Source organism: Mesohalobacter halotolerans (genome assembly GCF_006120725.1).
In the GTDB taxonomy this organism is placed as follows: Bacteria; Bacteroidota; Bacteroidia; order Flavobacteriales; family Flavobacteriaceae; genus Psychroflexus; species Psychroflexus halotolerans.
Window position 1 is genome coordinate 289,093 of record NZ_SWMU01000003.1, and the last position, 16,666, is coordinate 305,758.

At 34.5% G+C, this 16,666-nt stretch carries 20 protein-coding genes; 10 read left to right on the top strand and 10 right to left on the bottom strand.

The genetic code is table 11. The features are described 5' to 3' along the window. Positions 1 to 20: 20 nt before the first annotated feature. Positions 21 to 986 (bottom strand): NAD-dependent epimerase/dehydratase family protein, encoded by a 966-nt coding sequence (locus FCN74_RS08470; protein ID WP_138932166.1) that lies wholly within the window; start codon positions 984 to 986, stop codon positions 21 to 23. Positions 987 to 1,115: 129 nt separating this feature from the next. On the opposite strand from FCN74_RS08470, the gene FCN74_RS08475 reads away from it, so the two are divergent. From FCN74_RS08475 to FCN74_RS08500, 6 genes are all read left to right on the top strand, one after another. After that, positions 1,116 to 1,631 (top strand): hypothetical protein, encoded by a 516-nt coding sequence (locus FCN74_RS08475; RefSeq protein ID WP_138932167.1) that lies wholly within the window; start codon positions 1,116 to 1,118, stop codon positions 1,629 to 1,631. 152 nt (positions 1,632 to 1,783) lie between these two features. Beyond that, positions 1,784 to 2,647, top strand: coding sequence for an alpha/beta hydrolase family protein (locus tag FCN74_RS08480; RefSeq protein ID WP_138932168.1), 864 nt, complete (start codon positions 1,784 to 1,786; stop codon positions 2,645 to 2,647). A 212-nt stretch (positions 2,648 to 2,859) separates the two neighbouring features. Then, on the top strand, positions 2,860 to 3,525 hold the full coding sequence (locus FCN74_RS08485) for an SGNH/GDSL hydrolase family protein (protein WP_246062593.1): 666 nt from the start codon (positions 2,860 to 2,862) through the stop codon (positions 3,523 to 3,525). A gap of 83 nt (positions 3,526 to 3,608) precedes the next feature. Further along, entirely contained in the window at positions 3,609 to 3,863 is a 255-nt protein-coding gene (locus FCN74_RS08490) for a DUF6364 family protein (RefSeq protein WP_138932169.1), read from the top strand. After that, on the top strand, positions 3,853 to 4,293 hold the full coding sequence (locus FCN74_RS08495; protein ID WP_138932170.1) for a type II toxin-antitoxin system VapC family toxin: 441 nt from the start codon (positions 3,853 to 3,855) through the stop codon (positions 4,291 to 4,293). Before FCN74_RS08490 ends, FCN74_RS08495 begins: the two co-directional genes overlap by 11 nt. A gap of 4 nt (positions 4,294 to 4,297) precedes the next feature. Beyond that, positions 4,298 to 5,584 (top strand): DUF2851 family protein, encoded by a 1,287-nt coding sequence (locus FCN74_RS08500; protein WP_138932171.1) that lies wholly within the window; start codon positions 4,298 to 4,300, stop codon positions 5,582 to 5,584. Here FCN74_RS08500 and aroQ read toward each other — a convergent pair. Then, positions 5,576 to 5,992 carry a type II 3-dehydroquinate dehydratase gene (gene aroQ / locus FCN74_RS08505; RefSeq protein ID WP_138932172.1) on the bottom strand — a complete coding sequence of 139 codons (417 nt, stop codon included), beginning with the start codon at positions 5,990 to 5,992 and terminating at the stop codon, positions 5,576 to 5,578. The genes FCN74_RS08500 and aroQ overlap by 9 nt on opposite strands. A 364-nt stretch (positions 5,993 to 6,356) precedes the next feature. On the opposite strand from aroQ, the gene rplM reads away from it, so the two are divergent. The 4 genes from rplM (at position 6,357) to tsf (ending at position 9,288) form a co-directional block, all read left to right on the top strand. Then, positions 6,357 to 6,812, top strand: a complete 456-nt coding sequence (gene rplM, locus FCN74_RS08510) for a 50S ribosomal protein L13 (protein WP_138932173.1) — start codon at positions 6,357 to 6,359, stop codon at positions 6,810 to 6,812. A 3-nt stretch (positions 6,813 to 6,815) separates the two neighbouring features. Next, the gene (gene rpsI / locus FCN74_RS08515; RefSeq protein ID WP_138932174.1) at positions 6,816 to 7,202 is read left to right on the top strand and encodes a 30S ribosomal protein S9; all 387 of its coding nucleotides are present in this window, start codon (positions 6,816 to 6,818) and stop codon (positions 7,200 to 7,202) included. A gap of 130 nt (positions 7,203 to 7,332) precedes the next feature. Next, a complete protein-coding gene (rpsB, locus tag FCN74_RS08520) occupies positions 7,333 to 8,436 on the top strand; it encodes a 30S ribosomal protein S2 (protein ID WP_138932175.1) in 1,104 nt (367 codons plus the stop codon). 30 nt (positions 8,437 to 8,466) lie between these two features. Beyond that, on the top strand, positions 8,467 to 9,288 hold the full coding sequence (gene tsf, locus FCN74_RS08525) for a translation elongation factor Ts (protein ID WP_138932176.1): 822 nt from the start codon (positions 8,467 to 8,469) through the stop codon (positions 9,286 to 9,288). A 149-nt stretch (positions 9,289 to 9,437) separates the two neighbouring features. On the opposite strand, the gene FCN74_RS08530 is transcribed toward tsf, so the two are convergent. The 8 genes from FCN74_RS08530 to FCN74_RS08555 all read right to left on the bottom strand — a co-directional run bounded on the left by FCN74_RS08530 (position 9,438) and on the right by FCN74_RS08555 (position 16,661). Then, positions 9,438 to 10,313, bottom strand: coding sequence for a glycosyltransferase family 2 protein (locus FCN74_RS08530; protein WP_138932177.1), 876 nt, complete (start codon positions 10,311 to 10,313; stop codon positions 9,438 to 9,440). A gap of 103 nt (positions 10,314 to 10,416) precedes the next feature. Next, positions 10,417 to 11,478 (bottom strand): 3-oxoacyl-ACP synthase III family protein, encoded by a 1,062-nt coding sequence (locus FCN74_RS08535; protein WP_171047146.1) that lies wholly within the window; start codon positions 11,476 to 11,478, stop codon positions 10,417 to 10,419. A 75-nt stretch (positions 11,479 to 11,553) separates the two neighbouring features. Next, complete coding sequence (locus FCN74_RS12085; protein ID WP_171047136.1) at positions 11,554 to 11,691, bottom strand: hypothetical protein; 138 nt, start codon at positions 11,689 to 11,691, stop codon at positions 11,554 to 11,556. A gap of 11 nt (positions 11,692 to 11,702) precedes the next feature. Then, positions 11,703 to 12,866: an NAD(P)/FAD-dependent oxidoreductase gene (locus tag FCN74_RS08540; RefSeq protein ID WP_317128787.1), complete on the bottom strand. Its 1,164-nt coding sequence runs from the start codon at positions 12,864 to 12,866 to the stop codon at positions 11,703 to 11,705. A gap of 26 nt (positions 12,867 to 12,892) precedes the next feature. Next, positions 12,893 to 13,159 carry a tryptophan 7-halogenase gene (locus FCN74_RS12375; RefSeq protein ID WP_317128788.1) on the bottom strand — a complete coding sequence of 89 codons (267 nt, stop codon included), beginning with the start codon at positions 13,157 to 13,159 and terminating at the stop codon, positions 12,893 to 12,895. Between the two features lie 269 nt (positions 13,160 to 13,428). Continuing rightward, complete coding sequence (gene cydB / locus FCN74_RS08545; RefSeq protein ID WP_138932178.1) at positions 13,429 to 14,466, bottom strand: cytochrome d ubiquinol oxidase subunit II; 1,038 nt, start codon at positions 14,464 to 14,466, stop codon at positions 13,429 to 13,431. 8 nt (positions 14,467 to 14,474) lie between these two features. Beyond that, entirely contained in the window at positions 14,475 to 15,851 is a 1,377-nt protein-coding gene (locus FCN74_RS08550) for a cytochrome ubiquinol oxidase subunit I (protein ID WP_138932179.1), read from the bottom strand. Between the two features lie 81 nt (positions 15,852 to 15,932). Beyond that, complete coding sequence (locus FCN74_RS08555; protein WP_138932180.1) at positions 15,933 to 16,661, bottom strand: energy transducer TonB; 729 nt, start codon at positions 16,659 to 16,661, stop codon at positions 15,933 to 15,935. Between the last annotated feature and the right edge of the window lie 5 nt (positions 16,662 to 16,666).

The following is a 16,666-nucleotide window of genomic DNA, read 5'->3' on the forward strand; positions in this document are numbered from 1 at the left end:
CAATATTATCTAAAATTTCATTATCCGTCAAACTTAATACTCACTTTAGGTTTCAGGCCTTCTATCATCTCTTCAGCAATTTGTTCCAAATTGTATTGGTGTTGCCAACCCCAATCCTTTCTGGATGAAGAATCATCAATACTCGTTGGCCAGGACTCTGCAATGGATTGCCTAAAGTCTGGTTGATATTTGATCTCAAATTCCGGAATATAAGCCTTAATCAATTCTGCAATTTTTTTTGGAGTTACACTTAAAGCCGAAAGGTTGTAGGATGACCTTAACTTGATGTTTTTCTCGGGTGCTGACATAATCTGTATAGTGGCCTCAATAGCATCGTCCATATACATCATAGGTAATGCTGTATCAGCTTTTAAAAAACAGGTGTATTTTTTGTGTTTGAGAGCATCTCTAAAAATTTCAATGGCGTAATCTGTAGTGCCACCACCGGGCTGCGTTTTATGACTTATAAGTCCTGGATAACGCAAACTTCTTACATCGACGCCGTATCGATTATGATAATAGGCGCACCAACGTTCACCAGTTTGTTTACTGATACCATAAACCGTAGTGGGTTCCATAATGGTTTGTTGCGGTGTTTGATGCTTTGGTGTAGATAAGCCAAAAACTGCTATACTTGATGGCCAAAATATTTTTTGGATTTTTTGGTCTTTAGCTAAATTTAAAACATTAAATAAAGTATCCATATTGATTTGCCAGCCTTTCATGGGAAATTTTTCTGCAGTAGCACTTAACATAGCCGCCATGAGATAAACTTGGTTGATATCGTAATGTAAAATCACATCTTCAAGCTCTGAAGAATTTGTAGCGTCTAAAATTTCAAACGGCCCGGAAGACATTAATTCACCTTCGCCTTCTCTTATATCACTCGCGATGACTTGTGAGCGACCATATTTTTCTCTTAATTTTAATGTTAATTCGCTTCCGATTTGTCCGCAAGCTCCAATAATTAATATCTTTGGACTCATATTGATGGTAAAAATTTAAAATTACATATTTGACAATTATCGACCTTAAAAGTAAAATATTTATAACTATGTAAATAAATTTTGGCTGTTTTTTGTCAATATTTTATTATTATATTTTTTAACTTGCTGATGAACACAATTTTAAAACTATTTTTTGTCTTATTTTTTAGCTGTTGCGTATTGGCTTGCCATAATCAAACAGACCGTAAAACACTTAGTCAAGCAGAAAAAGCACGAGAAGACAGCTTAAAGATAGCCTTAAACCTCAAACCTTACCAAGCTACAAAACTCATTCCGCGAGCAGATTCTGTAGTCAAATCTTGGCCGATATATGAAGAATTAGAAATTGAAGTTAATCGATTGGAAAATTACACTCTTCAAGATGTCTTATCTAATATATCTACACTTCATAGTGTTGTAGATTCTTTACAAGAAACTATCCCAAAAGCTGTTGATACTTTTCCTGTAATATCACGAGTAAATGTATTGAATACTAAAGCTAAACACCTCATGCTTTTAAGCGAAAAGCAACGACCCAAGCTTCGAGATATTAAAAAAATGGCTGAAGAATATCCTTTTGAATTTAATAACTTAAAAATTCAACTCAATGAGGTTTTTATAGTGTTGCCTGAGTTTGGTAATTAATGAATTCAATGACACTGTATCAAAGTGATTTCAAACAAATCAAATCTGAAAATCTCTTGTAGTTTTGAAATCGCCTAAAATGTTATACTTTTATATTTGAATAAGATTGATCTCTGTAATATTGATTTCAAACAATCGCATTACGTAATTTTATGGAACAACACATTATCCAGACCGATAATTTCATTTTAGGCTATAATCACAAAAAAGCCATTATTGGTGATCTTACCTACAAAGAAACCGATTATGCACAACCTCTTATAATATTCTGCCATGGCTATAAAGGTTATAAAGACTGGGGAGCCTGGCATTTAGTGGCTAAAGCTTTTGCAGAATCGGGATTCATTTTTCTCAAATTCAACTTTTCTCATAACGGTGGCACATTTGAAAATCCTATTGATTTTCCCGATTTAGATGCTTTTGGGCAAGATAATTTCAGCAAACAGATGCAGGATTTGAAGCAGGTCATCAACTTTGTAAAAAGCCAAAAAGCCCCTTTACCTCAAGTCAACATCTCTAAAATCTCCGTACTCGGACACAGTCGTGGTGGCGGTATAGCCTGTTTGATGACTTATGAGAATCAAGATATTGATAAACTCGTGACATGGTCGTCTGTTTCAAATTATAAAAACCGATTTCCAAAAGGTAAAGATTTAGAAGCATGGCAAAACAAAGGCGTTTATTATGTCAAAAATGGACGCACAAAACAAGATATGCCACATTATTACCAGTTTTACGAAGATTTCTTAAAAAACCAAGACCGATTTGATATTCAATATGCTGCAGAACATCTGAAACAACCTTTTTTGATCATTCATGGTGAAGATGATGAAACGGTAAAACTTGAAGAAGCTAAAAAACTTAAGAATTGGTGTGAACACGCCGAATTAAAAATTATTTCCAATGCCACGCATACTTATAACACCAAGCAGCCTTGGGATAAGGCTGAGCTTTCTAAAGAATTAAAAGCAGCAGTTGAAGAAAGTATTGCGTTTTTAAAAAAACTTAAACCATAGTGTAATATCAAAAAACATAGGTCCCATCGAGTGAATTTCTATAAGAAATTTATATTGAGAGCATTATTTTTGTTAAACGAAATCTTATTCTCGATTCACTTTGGTTATTCTCAGTGCAATGCAATTTTTTTCGCTTTAGCATCAAAAAATCACTTGAATTGACAGATTTTGTTTATCAATTTAATTTAATAATAGGTAAAACTTAGCCTAATATGCTGAAATATAAAACTTTATTTATTTTACTCAATTTGAACTTACAACTTATGGCACAACAAACCTACCTCGCTCTTGGTGACTCTTACTCTATTGGTGAAGGTCTTAAAATTGAAAAATCTTGGCCTTTTCAATTGGTTAAGAGTCTAAACTCAAAAGGATTTAATTTTGACTCTCCAAACATTATAGCCAAAACCGGTTGGCGCACCGACGAACTTATTCAGGCTATTGATGAAAAACTTGATGATGAAAAACAATTTGACTTGGTGTCTTTATTGATAGGAGTCAATAATCAATACCAAGAAAAATCATTGGGTCAATATAAAAGAGAATTTAAAGAGCTTTTAGAAACCGCAATTTTAAAATCTAAGCATAAAAAAAAAGGCGTTTTCGTCGTCAGTATTCCCGATTATGGAGTTACGCCGTTTGCCAAAGAAAAAGAAAAAACCAATGCCATTGAAGATTTAAAACGCTATAACAAATTTGCTCAAAAACAATGTCAAAAATATGGTGTGGCTTTTTATGATATCACGGAGTTGTCAGCTGAATTGAGTCAAAATGATGATATGCTTATCGAAGACCGCTTACATCCCAATGCTAAGCAATACGGCGCTTGGGTGGATTCTTTTTTGGGTAATGTTTTAGAGCAAATGAATAATGAGTAAGATAATTTTTCTTTTACATTTGATGCAATACGTATTTTATATTAGATTTTTAACACGTATATTTGTTGTAAAAAGATACATAAATGAATACTAAATTAACTTTAACTCTAGAAAAAAAAGTTATTAAAATCGCCAAGGCTTATGCCAAAGAAAAAGGCCAAAGCTTATCTGAAATAGTCGAAAATTATTTTAAGTTTATTGTTGAAGATAAAGTAGCAAAAAGTGAAAAACAACTTTCACCAAAAGTTAAGAAGCTAAGAGGAATTATAAAAACTAATCAAAATTTAGATTATAAGGAAATTTTAACCGAAGAACTTTCAAAGAAATATGGATTATAAATTGTTTGTTGATTCAGATGTTGTGATTGACTATTTTACAGACAGGGCGCCCCATGCTAATCCAGCTAGTGAACTTTTTGAACTTAATGAACAAGGACATATTAAGCTATATATTTCAGCAGTCAGCATTAATAATATTTATTACATCGTAAAACGATTTTTGGGACATAAAAAGACTATTGAAGTTGTTGAGTTATTGACAGAAATGACAGAAATTGTCGGAACAACCAAAAAAGAAATATTACAAGCATTAAAAAACAACTTCTCTGATTTTGAAGACTCTATTCAATATTCTACAGCACTAAATATCAGAGATTTAGATGCTATAATTACAAGAAACATAAACGATTATAGAAATTCATCTATTGCTGTTATGACCCCATTAAATTTTTTAAAAACTAAAAACTTAAGTAATAAAAAGGATAAGTAGGATCATGCAAGAAGATTTTTTACATCATGTATGGCAATATCAAAAGTTCAAGTCTTCTCATGAACTCAAAACCAATCAAGGTGAAAATCTTCAAATCCTTTCTGTTGGTCAACATAACCAAAACCAATCCGGACCTGATTTTTTTAATGCTAAAATTAAAATTGGCACGCAAACTTGGGCAGGTAATGTAGAAATTCATCTTAAATCCTCAGATTGGTATGCCCATCAACATGAGAATGATCCCGCTTACGACAATGTCATTTTGCATGTGATTTGGGATGACGACATCGAAATATACCGTAAGGATAATTCAATAATTCCAAGTTTGTCTTTAAAAGATATTGTCAATTCTGATGTTTTTGACCGCTACGAACAGCTTTTGAAAATCAAACCACAGCAAATAAATTGTGAAAAAAATTTCGCCAATTTTGATGATTTTATTTTACAAAACTGGCTTGAAAGGGTTTATGTTGAACGATTAGAACGAAAATCAGAATTAATTTTAAAGCTACTCCATCAAAATCAAAATAATTGGGAAGCTGTTTTGTTTCAACTCTTATGCAAGAATTTTGGGTTAAATGTCAATGGCTCAGCATTTTTAGAACTATCTAAAACTATACCTTATATTGTTATTGCTAAACACTATCAAAAAATTGAAGATTTAGAAGCTTTACTTTTAGGGCAAAGTTCGCTGTTATCCATAGAAACTGAAACCCAATATATAAAAACTTTGCAGCAGCGGTATCAATATTTAAAACACAAATATCAACTCCGGCCTGCAAAAGAAAAGCCACAGTTTTTTAGGTTGAGACCGGACAATTTCCCGAGTTTAAGATTAGCAGAATTGGCAGCTGTATATCATCGACAGCCACAATTATTTCAAAACCTGATAGCCACACAAGATAAAAATGAAATTTATAAATTATTTGATATAGAATTACCAGAGTTTTGGAAAACACATTATAGCCTTACCAAAAAAAGTAAACCTAAGCCGAAACGATTGAGCCAAAACTTCATCAATCTATTAATAATCAATACAATAGTTCCATTAAAGTTTTGTTATCAAAAACAAACTAAAAATCAATTGAATTATGATAATCTCTTTAATTTGATTAGTGATTTAAAATCCGAACACAACAGCAAAGTTGAGGTATTTGAAAACTTACGTCCAAATACCAATCAAAATGCCATGTATTCACAAGCTTTGCTCCAACTTAAAACTGAATATTGCGATAAAAATTACTGCTTAAAATGTCACCTAGGCAAACGCATTCTAAACCAATCAGTCTAAAAAACTCTGGATAGCTAAGTTGTAACTTCTCAACCCAAAACCACTAATGCTTCCAAAAACTACAGGGCTGATGTAAGAATGTTTCCTAAAATCTTCACGAGCAAAAACATTGGAGATATGCACTTCTACAACTGGCGTTTCTAAAGCTTTAATCGCATCGGCAATAGCAATTGACGTATGCGTATAAGCAGCAGCGTTGAGCAGGATGCCATCAACATTATCATCAGCCTCGTGGAGTTCTGATATAATTTCTCCTTCAATATTTGAGTGAAAATAGGAAAGTTCAACACTTTTAAATTGCATTTGCATTTCTGAAAAATAATCCTGAAAACTGGTTTTCCCATAAATTTCCGGCTCACGTTTGCCGAGCAAATTTAGGTTAGGCCCGTTGATAATGTGAATTTTCATAAATAAAGTTTTTATAAAAGTAAATATAATTTTGATAAGTTTCTGTATTAGCCATTCAAAAATAAAACCGACTTTACGTTAAGAGACTATACTCAATTCATTGTTCAAATAAGTCATTTGAATAATATCTAGTCGAAATTTAATCGTATCATTCTTTAAGATCACACGAAAAGGATTCATCTTAAAGCCTTATTCAGATCAAAAGTTAATGCATATTACTTAAAGCTAATGTGACGATGAATCTAGCGTGATAGAAATTATTAGATTTGCAAAATATTTTAACCTAAAAACTTGAAATATAAATTTATAATTGTAAATTTGCACCCATTTTAAAAGAACTAGTTTTAATTTTAAATACATTGAAGTGGATACATTGAGTTACAAAACCGTTTCGGCAAATACACAAACTGTTGATAAACAGTGGGTTTTAGTCGATGCCGAAGGTCAAACCTTAGGAAGATTATCATCTGCAGTTGCCAAAATTTTAAGAGGTAAAAATAAACCTAATTATACACCTCACGTTGACTGTGGTGACAATGTCGCAATCATTAATGCCGATAAAATTGAATTGAAAGGTAAAAAATGGGACGATAAAGTCTACATCAGTCACACTGGTTATCCTGGTGGTCAACGCACTAAAACGGCTACTCAAATTTTTGAAAAACATCCTGAACGCTTAATCGAAAAAGCAATTAAAGGTATGTTGCCAAAAAATAAACTAGGCGCTGATTTATTTACAAACTTACGTGTATTTACAGGTGAAGAACACAACCTAGAAGCTCAAAAACCCAAAAAAATTAACTTAAACGAATTATTGTAATCCATGGACACAATTCATAAAATAGGTCGTAGAAAAACATCAGTTGCCCGTATTTACATGTCAAAAGGTAAAGGTGATGTTATGGTTAATGGAAAAAAAGTAAATGAATACTTTACCACTGGACCTCTATTATACAAAATCAATCAAGCTTTTGAACTCACCGAAACTGAAAAACAATATGACCTCAAGGTCAATGTTTTAGGTGGAGGCATCACTGGTCAAGCAGAAGCCATCCGAATGGCTATCGCAAGAGCGCTTTGCGAAGTTGATGCAGAACACCGTACTACGCTAAAACCAGAAGGATTGCTTACAAGAGACCCAAGAATGGTTGAGCGTAAGAAATTCGGACAGAAAAAAGCGAGAAAGAAATTCCAATTCTCAAAACGTTAATCAAATTTTATATCAATCACATTTTTGTTGTTAAGCGCTTAACCGCGTGAATTAGTTTAGCATCTAAACAACCAAGGCTTAAAAACCACTTGATTGTTGCTATACCAACAGAACGTAAACTACTAAAAAAATGGCAAAACAAACAAAAGTTAAAGAATTACTTGACGCAGGTGTACATTTTGGTCACCTCACCAGACGATGGAATCCCAACATGGCGCCCTACATTTATATGGAGCGTAATGGCATTCACATCATCAACCTTTACAAAACCGCAGCAAAATTAGATGAAGCCACACAAGCTTTGACCAAAATTGCTGCAAGTGGAAGAAAAATCTTATTTGTTGCGACCAAAAAACAAGCTAAAGAAATTGTCGCTGAACAAGCCACTAAAGCTCAACAGCCATACATTACAGAACGCTGGCCTGGTGGGATGCTCACAAATTTTGTGACCATCAGAAAATCGGTCAAAAAGATGGCTGCTGTAGATCGCATGAAAAAAGACGGTAGTTTTGATACCCTTTCTAAAAAAGAAAAATTGCAAATCAACCGTATGCGTGCAAAGCTTGAAAAAAACTTAGGCTCGATTTCTGATATGACCAGACTTCCGGGAGCATTGTTTGTGGTGGATATCATCAAAGAGAACATCGCAGTAAAAGAAGCTCAAAAACTTAATATTCCAGTTTTTGCCATGGTTGACACAAATTCTGATCCTCGTGAAGTCGATTATGTCATTCCAGCAAACGACGATGCGTCTAAGTCAATTAACAAAGTCGTTAGCCACGTAGCCGACAGTATTGTTGGAGGACTTGAGAAAAGAGAAACTCAGAAAAAAGAAGACGCTGCTAAAAAAGAAGCTGAGAAGAAAGCTAAAGAAGAAGCCAAATTAGAAAAAGCTAAAAAAGCTGAAGAAGAGAATAAGGCTGAAGAATCTAAAAAGGCTGAAGAAAAGAAAGCTTCTGCAGCAAAAAAAGACAAAAAAGCTTCTGCAGCAAAAAAAGACAAAAAAGCTTCTGCAGCAAAAAAAGACAAAAAAGCTTCAGAAGAGAAAAAAGCTGAAGACAAAAAAGATTCAGAGGACAAAAAAGCAGCTGAGGACAAGAAAAAAGAAACAAAATCGGAACCAAAAAAAACAGCTGAAAAAAAATCTACAGATACAAAAGATAAAGATGAGGTTAAAAAAGACACCTCTGCTAAAGCTAAAAAGAAATCAACTACGAAAGAATCTAAATCATAATTTTACCCAACGATCAATTTTTAAATAATCATGACAAAAATAACTGCTGCAGACGTTAAAAAACTTAGAGAGCAAACTGGTGCTGGTATGATGGATTGTAAAAAAGCCTTGGTTGAAACCGATGGCGATTTTGACAAAGCCATTGAAGCACTGAGAAAAAAAGGTCAAAAAGTTGCTGCCAAGAGAGCTGATCGCGAATCCTCTGAAGGTGTTGCCATAGCTCTTGTTAATGATGACAGTTCAAAAGGTGTTATCATTTCACTCAACTGTGAAACTGATTTTGTGGCTAAAAATGAAGATTTTATCAAATTAGCACAGAGTTTTGCTCAAAAAGCGCTTCATGTTTCCTCAAAAGATGAACTTTTAAAACAAGATTTTGAAAACATAACAGTTGAGGAAAAGTTGATAGAGCAAACCGGCGTTATTGGTGAAAAGATCGAACTCGGTGCGTTTGAAACTTTAGAAGCACCGTTTGTAGGCTCTTACATTCACGCAGGTAACAAAATTGCTGTCTTAAGTGGTTTGTCAAATGCTGTTGATAAAGCTGATGAGTTAGCTAAGGATGTTGCTATGCAAGCTGCTGCTATGAATCCCGTAGCTTTAAATGAAGATGGCGTCGATCAAGCTACAATAGACAAAGAAATTGAAATAGCTAAAGATAACCTAAGACAAGAAGGTAAGCCTGAAGAGATGCTTGACAAAATTGCTCAAGGTAAATTAAAACGTTTCTTTAAAGACAACACTTTAGTAAACCAAATGTTTATTAAAGACAATAAAACTTCTGTTGCTCAATATGCTAAGTCTTTTGGTGACGTTGAAGTTGTTGGCTTTAAGCGTGTGGCTTTAGGTTAATTGACTTTAATCTAAGCTTTTACAAAATAGAATTAAATCATCTAGGATTATTATAAATGTTACGTTGAAATCGTTTCAACGTCTCGTATAGTCCTAGATGATTTTTTTAAGTCAAAAGAAAGACATTATTAGAAAATGTAGCTTTTTAATTAAAGCAATACTTTACGCCAAATTTGTCTCCAGCGGTATCGTCTTAAAAATTGTCCTTCTTCTTCAGTTAATAAATAATTGATCTGTTGTTTTTTAGATTGTCGATATGATTTTAAAACAATCTTAAATTTTAATAACTGATTTCTTTGTTTTGAAATTTTTAAAGCAGCTATGGCGGTGAGTAAATAATCATAACGCAAGGCATAAAATACGTGACCTTGTTTTTCAAAATAGGCATCTTGATAGGCTTCAGCTGTGGGCTTTAAATGTTTAACATTTAATTTTGTAATCACTTTTACCTTCCAATTTTTAAACCTTAATTTAAACTCGTCAGCTGTATCCCAACCCATCTGAGATTGTAGACTATCGATATCCCTAAAAGCTCTTACCCGATAGGCTTTTAATGCCCCTCGAACATGATCGGCGTTTGTGAGTTTCTCTTCAATCCAATTGCCATGTTTATTAATAGTACAAACACCTCCACAGAGTCCAAGCGTTGCATCTTTTAAAAAAGCCTGATTAATGCCACTTAAATAATTTGGAGGAAAGATTAGATCAGCGTCAAATTTACAAATGATGTCAAAATAATGGAGATCGATACTCTGTAATCCTTTATTAAAGGCACTAATCACTTTTTGACCGGGTAAATGTTTTTGATCTGAAAAGTTCCGGACATAAGTTATAGACGGATGTTTACGTTCAAACCCTTTTATCAACTTTGCTGTATCATCAATAGAAGAGTCGTCAACAACGATGATTTTTTGGGGTTTCAAATTTTGTTTAACTAGTGAATCTAAGCATTGGGAAATATTCTTTTCTTCATTATAAGCAGGTATAATGATGCCGAATTTCAATTGATTCAAAAAATCAGGCATAATAAGACTTGATTTATCCGTATATAATTAAAAATCAAATAGTTTTAAAACTAAACACTAAATATAAATAGTGTACATAAAATGTTGAATTTTAAAATATAGTTTAGATTTGGTAAGTCATGGCATTAATATTCATACCGGCACCAACGCTGGCAAACATAATGACATCACCTTTATCAAGGGTTTGGTCTTCAAAATGTCCTTTGAGGAATAAATCATATAAAGTCGGAATGGTAGCCACACTACTGTTACCAAGTTTATCGATACTCATTGGCATAACCTGCTCGGGCATTTCCATCTCATAAAGTTTATAAAACCGTTGAACAATGGCTTCGTCCATTTTTTCATTGGCTTGATGAATGAATATTTTTTTCAATTGTCTAATATCTTTTCCTGACTGGTCAAAACAAGATTTCATCGCCTTTGGCACGTTGGATAACGCAAAGTTGTAAATCTTACGCCCGTACATCTTAATGTAACCGGTTGTGTCGCTGACATTGGCTTTATTCGTTTCCCCAAAGAAAATAAAGTGAGACTCGTTTTCTGTGAATGTTGCTGACTCGTGTGAAAGCACTCCTGTGTTTTCGTCATCAGATTTTTCAAAAATGGTTGCTCCTGCCCCATCGGAATATATCATGCTGTCTCTGTCGTGAGCATCAACTACTCTAGATAGAGTTTCTGCACCAATAACGAGACATCTTTTAGCTATACCACTTTCTATAAAAGCTTTAGCTTGAATACTGCCTTCTAACCACCCTGGACAACCAAATATGATGTCGTAAGCTACTGTTTTAGGATTTTTAATTTTCAAAAAATGCTTTACACGAGAACCTATACTTGGCAAAATATCAGTTTGCGTTGTGCCGTGTTTGACGTCACCGAAATTATGCGCAACGATGATATAATCGAGTGTTTCCGGATCAATTTCAGCGTCTTTAATAGCACTTTGAGCGGCGATGGTGGCAATGTCTGATACATTGAGTTCTTCGCTCACATATCTTCTTTCTTTAATACCTGTGATATGTTGAAATTTTTTGATGATCACCTCGGGGTGGTCATCGTAACCTTCGCCTGTTTCTGTATAAAATTTGTGATTTAAAAAATCTTCATTTTTCCTTACTATTTCGGGAATATAGCAACCTACTCCAGTAATTTTTACAGCCATAATTTTTGTGTTAAAAAGATTATGCAATTTAATAAACATCTTTAACAAATTGGCCTAATATATAGAATAAAGTCTTTAAGATGTTCTCGTGCCATCATGACCACCAGCGACAATAATCATAACTTTCAAGCTGATATAGACAAATTTTACAAACTGAATAATTGGATTACGCATGACAAATTTCTGCCAATTTGATATTCGTGTTGTTTTCATGATTAAGAATTTTATTCTGGTATAAGCCACAAAAAGGGTTTCATTTTTGCTTTATAAATAAAGGCGTGATGCAGCAACAACTTCAACCAATGCCCCGCTAAACCAATGGTCCCAAAAGTCTTTCCTAGTTTTCTACCTTGAGTTTTCGCATATTTTTTATTGTCAGGCACAATTGGAAATGTAGTAATTGAAATTCCACTTCCCGACGTCAAACCATATCCTGCAGAAGTAATACAAGCCGCACCCATGTTGCACAGTGATCCTTTATGATGTAAGGTTTTAGATTTGGTTTTGATTTGATCAATTATATTATCGGCGACCAATTTTGCAGTAATTCCTGATGGCATTCCTATTCTAGGTGGCGAAGGAAATATAGGGTTGCCGTTTTTACTATTTCTAGGTCTGGATATTGAATGCGGAGGTGCAAAAGCGATACCTGGAGCAAAAATATTGGAATAGCTCGGGTTTTGATAGGTTTCTGGCCAGTCCTGAACTGTCCATTCTTCATAGGGTTTTGAGGTGTAATCTGCATCTACAAGCATAAAGCCTCTAAAAAGCTTGTCTGTGATATCTTTATTGTTTTTGTCATAAGCTTTGAATCCGTGACCTGAGAAAGACGGAATTAACATTGAAAAATCAAATTCTTCTTTGTGATATTCACCATCAAGGGTTTCGTAGTGAGCAACACCGTCTTCAATTTTATTGACACCGGCTTTTAATATCCATTCTATACCGCGATCTTCAAACACCATTTCTATCATGTCTTTTGATTTCATGATGTGACTTCCATAGCTCAACAACATCCCATCCATACCAAAATCTCCGAGTTCATTTTCATTAGAAATCCATTTGATTTCAGCCATATCTCTCACTTTATGCCGCCTTAATTCCTTTTCTACATTGAGTATATATTCAAATGCTGCGCCTTGACAAGTAGATTTAGCATGACCTGTGCCAATCAAAATTTTGGTCTTGAAGCCCTTTTTCATTTTTTGAATGAGCTTTTCTAAATTTTGCCAAGCGTGTTCTGCATGGGTATAAGTGCAAACAGAATTACATTTATTTTGACCTGGAATTAAGCCTGGTGTAGCTTCAAAATTGAGTTTTGGTCCTGTGGCATTGATCAAATAATCATAAGTGATTTTTGAAGTTTTATTTTTATCATCATTACTCACATATTCCACTTCAACAAAAGACTGGTCTACTTCTGCATCACCTTCGGGAAAAAACTTTTCGCTTTAGCTTGAATGAAATCAATTTTTTTCTTTTTGTAAAGTGGTTTTAAAGGAAATAGGATTTTTTTAGAAGGCATTCTTCCTATACCAACCCATATATTTGAAGGAATCCATTGATAAATTGAATTGGGAGAAACAACGACAACCTGATGCGGTTTACCTAATTTTCTTCTTAAATGTGAAGCAGCAACATGGCCAGAAATGCCAGCACCGAGAACTACAATCTTTGACATGATAACATAATTTTACCAAATGTAGAACTTCACATAAAAATTATAAGTAACTCAAGTTACATAGCTTTGGAATTAGATTTCAAATTAATCCCGGCTTAGGGATAGGAGCGGCACCCTTTTGGTGATGTAGCTTAGCGAAGTTGTCATACTGGTGTGCCGCCTATTAGGCACACCGGTATGACTTACTGAGACTTGCTACAGCACCAAAATGTATAGTGGATAGCCCGACACTGACAAACGCACAGCGTTGTCAGTGGAAGCCTCATAAATTAATAACCTTGTTGATCTAATTTGACTTTACCCCAAAATGTCCTGTAGACAAAATAGCTGTAAAGCAGAACTAATGGGCCACCAACAGCGACAAAACCCATCATGATTTTCAAGGTCTTAATGGACGCGGCTGCATTGTAAATGGTTATGCTATTTTGTATTTCTGGATTGGATAAGAGTAAACGTGGATATAATTCAAAAGCTACAACTACAAGTAAAAGCGCAATTGTAATACTCGTAAAAATAAAAGCCCATCCATACTGCTTTTTGCTGGCTAATCTTGGGACATTGGCAATACTGAGAAAAACTAATAGTGCCACGATAAATAAAACTTTATTCTCTTCAAAAACTACCAGTAAATGATCTAGGTAAATCAAACCGTAAGCCGTTGTGACGATATAAGAAATAATAAAAAAGGCCATTCCTTTTCTTAAAAATCCTTGAATTCTATCGTAGAGTTTTCCTTCAGTCTTTAAAAGTAAGTAAATGGCACCATGCATCATAAATAATGCGAGACTAGTCACTCCAACTAATATTGAAAAGGGGTTTAAAAAATCAAAAAAACCACGCCCCACATATTCGTAATTGTTGTCCAAAGGCATGCCATTTAAAATGTTGCCCAAAACCACTCCCAATAAAAAGGCAAGCATAATACTTGAAATAGAATAACTCCAGTCCCACATTCTTCTCCACCACAGCATGTCTTCCATATTTCTGAATTTGATGGAAATTCCTCTGAAGATGATGAATAGTAAAAATAAAATGAACGGTGTGTACATGGCAGAAAATAGTGTACCATAAAACACGGGGAAACCAGCAAACAAAGTGCCTCCACCAATGACTAACCACACTTCGTTACAATGCCATGTTGGGTCTATGGCTTTTAAAGCGGTCTCTCGACTGGTATTTTTCCTAAAAAACATGTGCCAGGCACCAGCGCCAAAATCAAAACCATCTAAAATTGCGTAACCTGAAAAAAGACCACCAACTATTAAAAACCACCAAGTTGGATAATCTATACCTAATAATGTATCCATAAATATTTTTATTTTGAAACAACTTTAGCTATTTGCTTATTTAAACTTCCATCATCGAAATCTATGTCTGAATTTGGACCATTTTGTATCTTTTTATTCATCAAATACACAAAAAGAAGAAATAGCACTAAGTAAACGATAAAAAACAAAATCAAAGAAAACAAGACTTGATTGGCTTGAACGCTTTTTGATAGGGCATCTGAAGTCCTAAGCAATCCATATACTACCCAAGGTTGGCGTCCCATTTCTGCGGTAAACCATCCAAATTGATTTGCTATTTGTGGAAGTAAGGCTGTGAATACAAAAGTCCACAACAACCATTTTTTCTCAAATAATTTGCCACGCTTCCATTGCCATAAGGCAAATAAACTCAGAGCGATTAAAAACATACCGATAGCGACCATGATGTGGTAAAACTGAAAAATAGCATTGATTTGAGATGGCCGGTCTTCTTCTGGAAAGGTATTTAAACCCGTAACTTCTTCATCTAAATCCTGATACAACATAAAAGACAATCCACCAGTTAATTTTAAACCAGTTACTTTTTGATTTTCCTTGTCAACCCAACCAAACAGATAAAGATCAGCTGGTGCTGATGCTTCAAAATGTCCTTCCATAGCAGCTAGCTTCGCTGGTTGATTTTCTGAAACGCCTTCAGCAGATTGATGACCAGTAAATAATTGAGCTAGAGAACAAATAGCCGCAACAACTAATGTAATTTTAAAGGCTTTTTTAGACAAGACCACATAGCGACCTTTTAAAATATAATAGGCGTGAACACTTAAAATTAAAAAGGTTCCGGCCAGAAAAGCACCGAGCCAAACATGTGTTAACCGGTCAACAGAAGAAGGATTAAATACCATTGCCCAAAAATCAACAATCTCAGCTCTGGCTTGCATACCTTCGCCAACAATATGATAACCAGCGGGCGTTTGTTGCCAGGAATTGGCCACGACAATCCAAACCACAGAAAACATCGATCCTAAAAAAACCGCCCATGTAGCAACTAAATGCACCCAAGGTTTGACACGGTTCCATCCAAACAACAAAACCCCCAAGGCACTGCTCTCTAAAGCAAATGCAAAAATACCTTCAGCGGCTAAGGCGCTACCAAAAATATCACCGACATACCTGGAATACGTCGCCCAATTGGTGCCGAATTCAAATTCCATGACGATTCCAGTGACCACACCAACCCCGAAAGTAATTGCAAAAATTTTAGTCCAGAATTTTGCTAAAACTTCATATTTTTTCTTTTTTGAGCGCAGATACATACTTTCAAAAACTACCATAATCAATCCAATACCTATGCTTAATGGTGGATAGATGTAATGAAAAGCAACTGTGAAAGCAAACTGGATACGGGAGAGAATTTCTACATCCATAAGCTTTTTTTTACAAAGTTAATAGATGTAGTAAAGAGACAATGCAACTCAAGTTACAAACCAATGTTAAATATGAATTGTTTAATCATTAATCTTAAAATTAATCGGCAAGCCAAAAATCACATCGACGGGTTGTAAGCGTTGCTTACCGGGAATCATTTTAGGAAGTTTTTCTATTACCCGTTGCGCCTCAGCTTTAAGTTTGGGGTGTGATGTTCGAGCGCCCATAAAAATAACTTCACCTGTACGTGAAACCTTAAACTGAGTAAATATTTTGTGTTGCCCTTCCAAGCCTAATTCTGATGCGAGTTGAGTATCAAAATGTTTGCCTATAAATTTAAATAACTTTCGACTCATACAGGCTTTTCTGTTGTCGTTGTCTTTGTATTTTTCGCAACCGGGAAATATGGGTACGTCCTGGACAATATCAAATGGAAGTTCTTTGGGGTCTTCGTTTATGATAGTATCTAATTCTTTTAAAACTGTATCCGGGTCAAAATCCGTTTTTGGCTCTTCAAATAAAGGTTTGTCTGGGGTCTCTGTGTTGTCATCAACTTGTTTAAATTGATATATTGGCTTTCTTTGTTTTGTCTGAGATACCGGTTCAAGTTCCTTTTTGGGTAACTTAACCACAGGCATTTCTTCAAAAAACATGACTTCAGTTTTTACTTTTTCATCCTTTATCGGTTTGGTATAAGATTTCCATTCTACAGAAATGAGTAATAAGACTAAAACGATACTCAATCCGATTTGGAAATATAGGATTCGGTTTTTGTTTAAATTCTTATTAGGATTCTTTTTGACTTGCATAATAT

Excerpts from the sequence above, each read along its gene's own strand:
- cydB (WP_138932178.1), bottom strand. The coding sequence starts at position 14,466 with ATGGATACATTATTAGGTATAGATTATCCAACTTGGTGGTTTTTAATA.
- FCN74_RS08530 (WP_138932177.1), bottom strand. The coding sequence starts at position 10,313 with ATGCCTGATTTTTTGAATCAATTGAAATTCGGCATCATTATACCTGCT.
- FCN74_RS08555 (WP_138932180.1), bottom strand. The coding sequence starts at position 16,661 with ATGCAAGTCAAAAAGAATCCTAATAAGAATTTAAACAAAAACCGAATC.
- FCN74_RS08535 (WP_171047146.1), bottom strand. The coding sequence starts at position 11,478 with ATGGCTGTAAAAATTACTGGAGTAGGTTGCTATATTCCCGAAATAGTA.
- FCN74_RS08470 (WP_138932166.1), bottom strand. The coding sequence starts at position 986 with ATGAGTCCAAAGATATTAATTATTGGAGCTTGCGGACAAATCGGAAGC.
- tsf (WP_138932176.1), top strand. The coding sequence starts at position 8,467 with ATGACAAAAATAACTGCTGCAGACGTTAAAAAACTTAGAGAGCAAACT.
- FCN74_RS08490 (WP_138932169.1), top strand. The coding sequence starts at position 3,609 with ATGAATACTAAATTAACTTTAACTCTAGAAAAAAAAGTTATTAAAATC.
- FCN74_RS12085 (WP_171047136.1), bottom strand. The coding sequence starts at position 11,691 with ATGAAAACAACACGAATATCAAATTGGCAGAAATTTGTCATGCGTAAT.
- FCN74_RS08475 (WP_138932167.1), top strand. The coding sequence starts at position 1,116 with ATGAACACAATTTTAAAACTATTTTTTGTCTTATTTTTTAGCTGTTGC.
- rpsB (WP_138932175.1), top strand. The coding sequence starts at position 7,333 with ATGGCAAAACAAACAAAAGTTAAAGAATTACTTGACGCAGGTGTACAT.
- FCN74_RS08480 (WP_138932168.1), top strand. The coding sequence starts at position 1,784 with ATGGAACAACACATTATCCAGACCGATAATTTCATTTTAGGCTATAAT.
- FCN74_RS08500 (WP_138932171.1), top strand. The coding sequence starts at position 4,298 with ATGCAAGAAGATTTTTTACATCATGTATGGCAATATCAAAAGTTCAAG.
- FCN74_RS08495 (WP_138932170.1), top strand. The coding sequence starts at position 3,853 with ATGGATTATAAATTGTTTGTTGATTCAGATGTTGTGATTGACTATTTT.
- aroQ (WP_138932172.1), bottom strand. The coding sequence starts at position 5,992 with ATGAAAATTCACATTATCAACGGGCCTAACCTAAATTTGCTCGGCAAA.
- FCN74_RS12375 (WP_317128788.1), bottom strand. The coding sequence starts at position 13,159 with ATGTCAAAGATTGTAGTTCTCGGTGCTGGCATTTCTGGCCATGTTGCT.
- rpsI (WP_138932174.1), top strand. The coding sequence starts at position 6,816 with ATGGACACAATTCATAAAATAGGTCGTAGAAAAACATCAGTTGCCCGT.
- FCN74_RS08485 (WP_246062593.1), top strand. The coding sequence starts at position 2,860 with ATGCTGAAATATAAAACTTTATTTATTTTACTCAATTTGAACTTACAA.
- FCN74_RS08550 (WP_138932179.1), bottom strand. The coding sequence starts at position 15,851 with ATGGATGTAGAAATTCTCTCCCGTATCCAGTTTGCTTTCACAGTTGCT.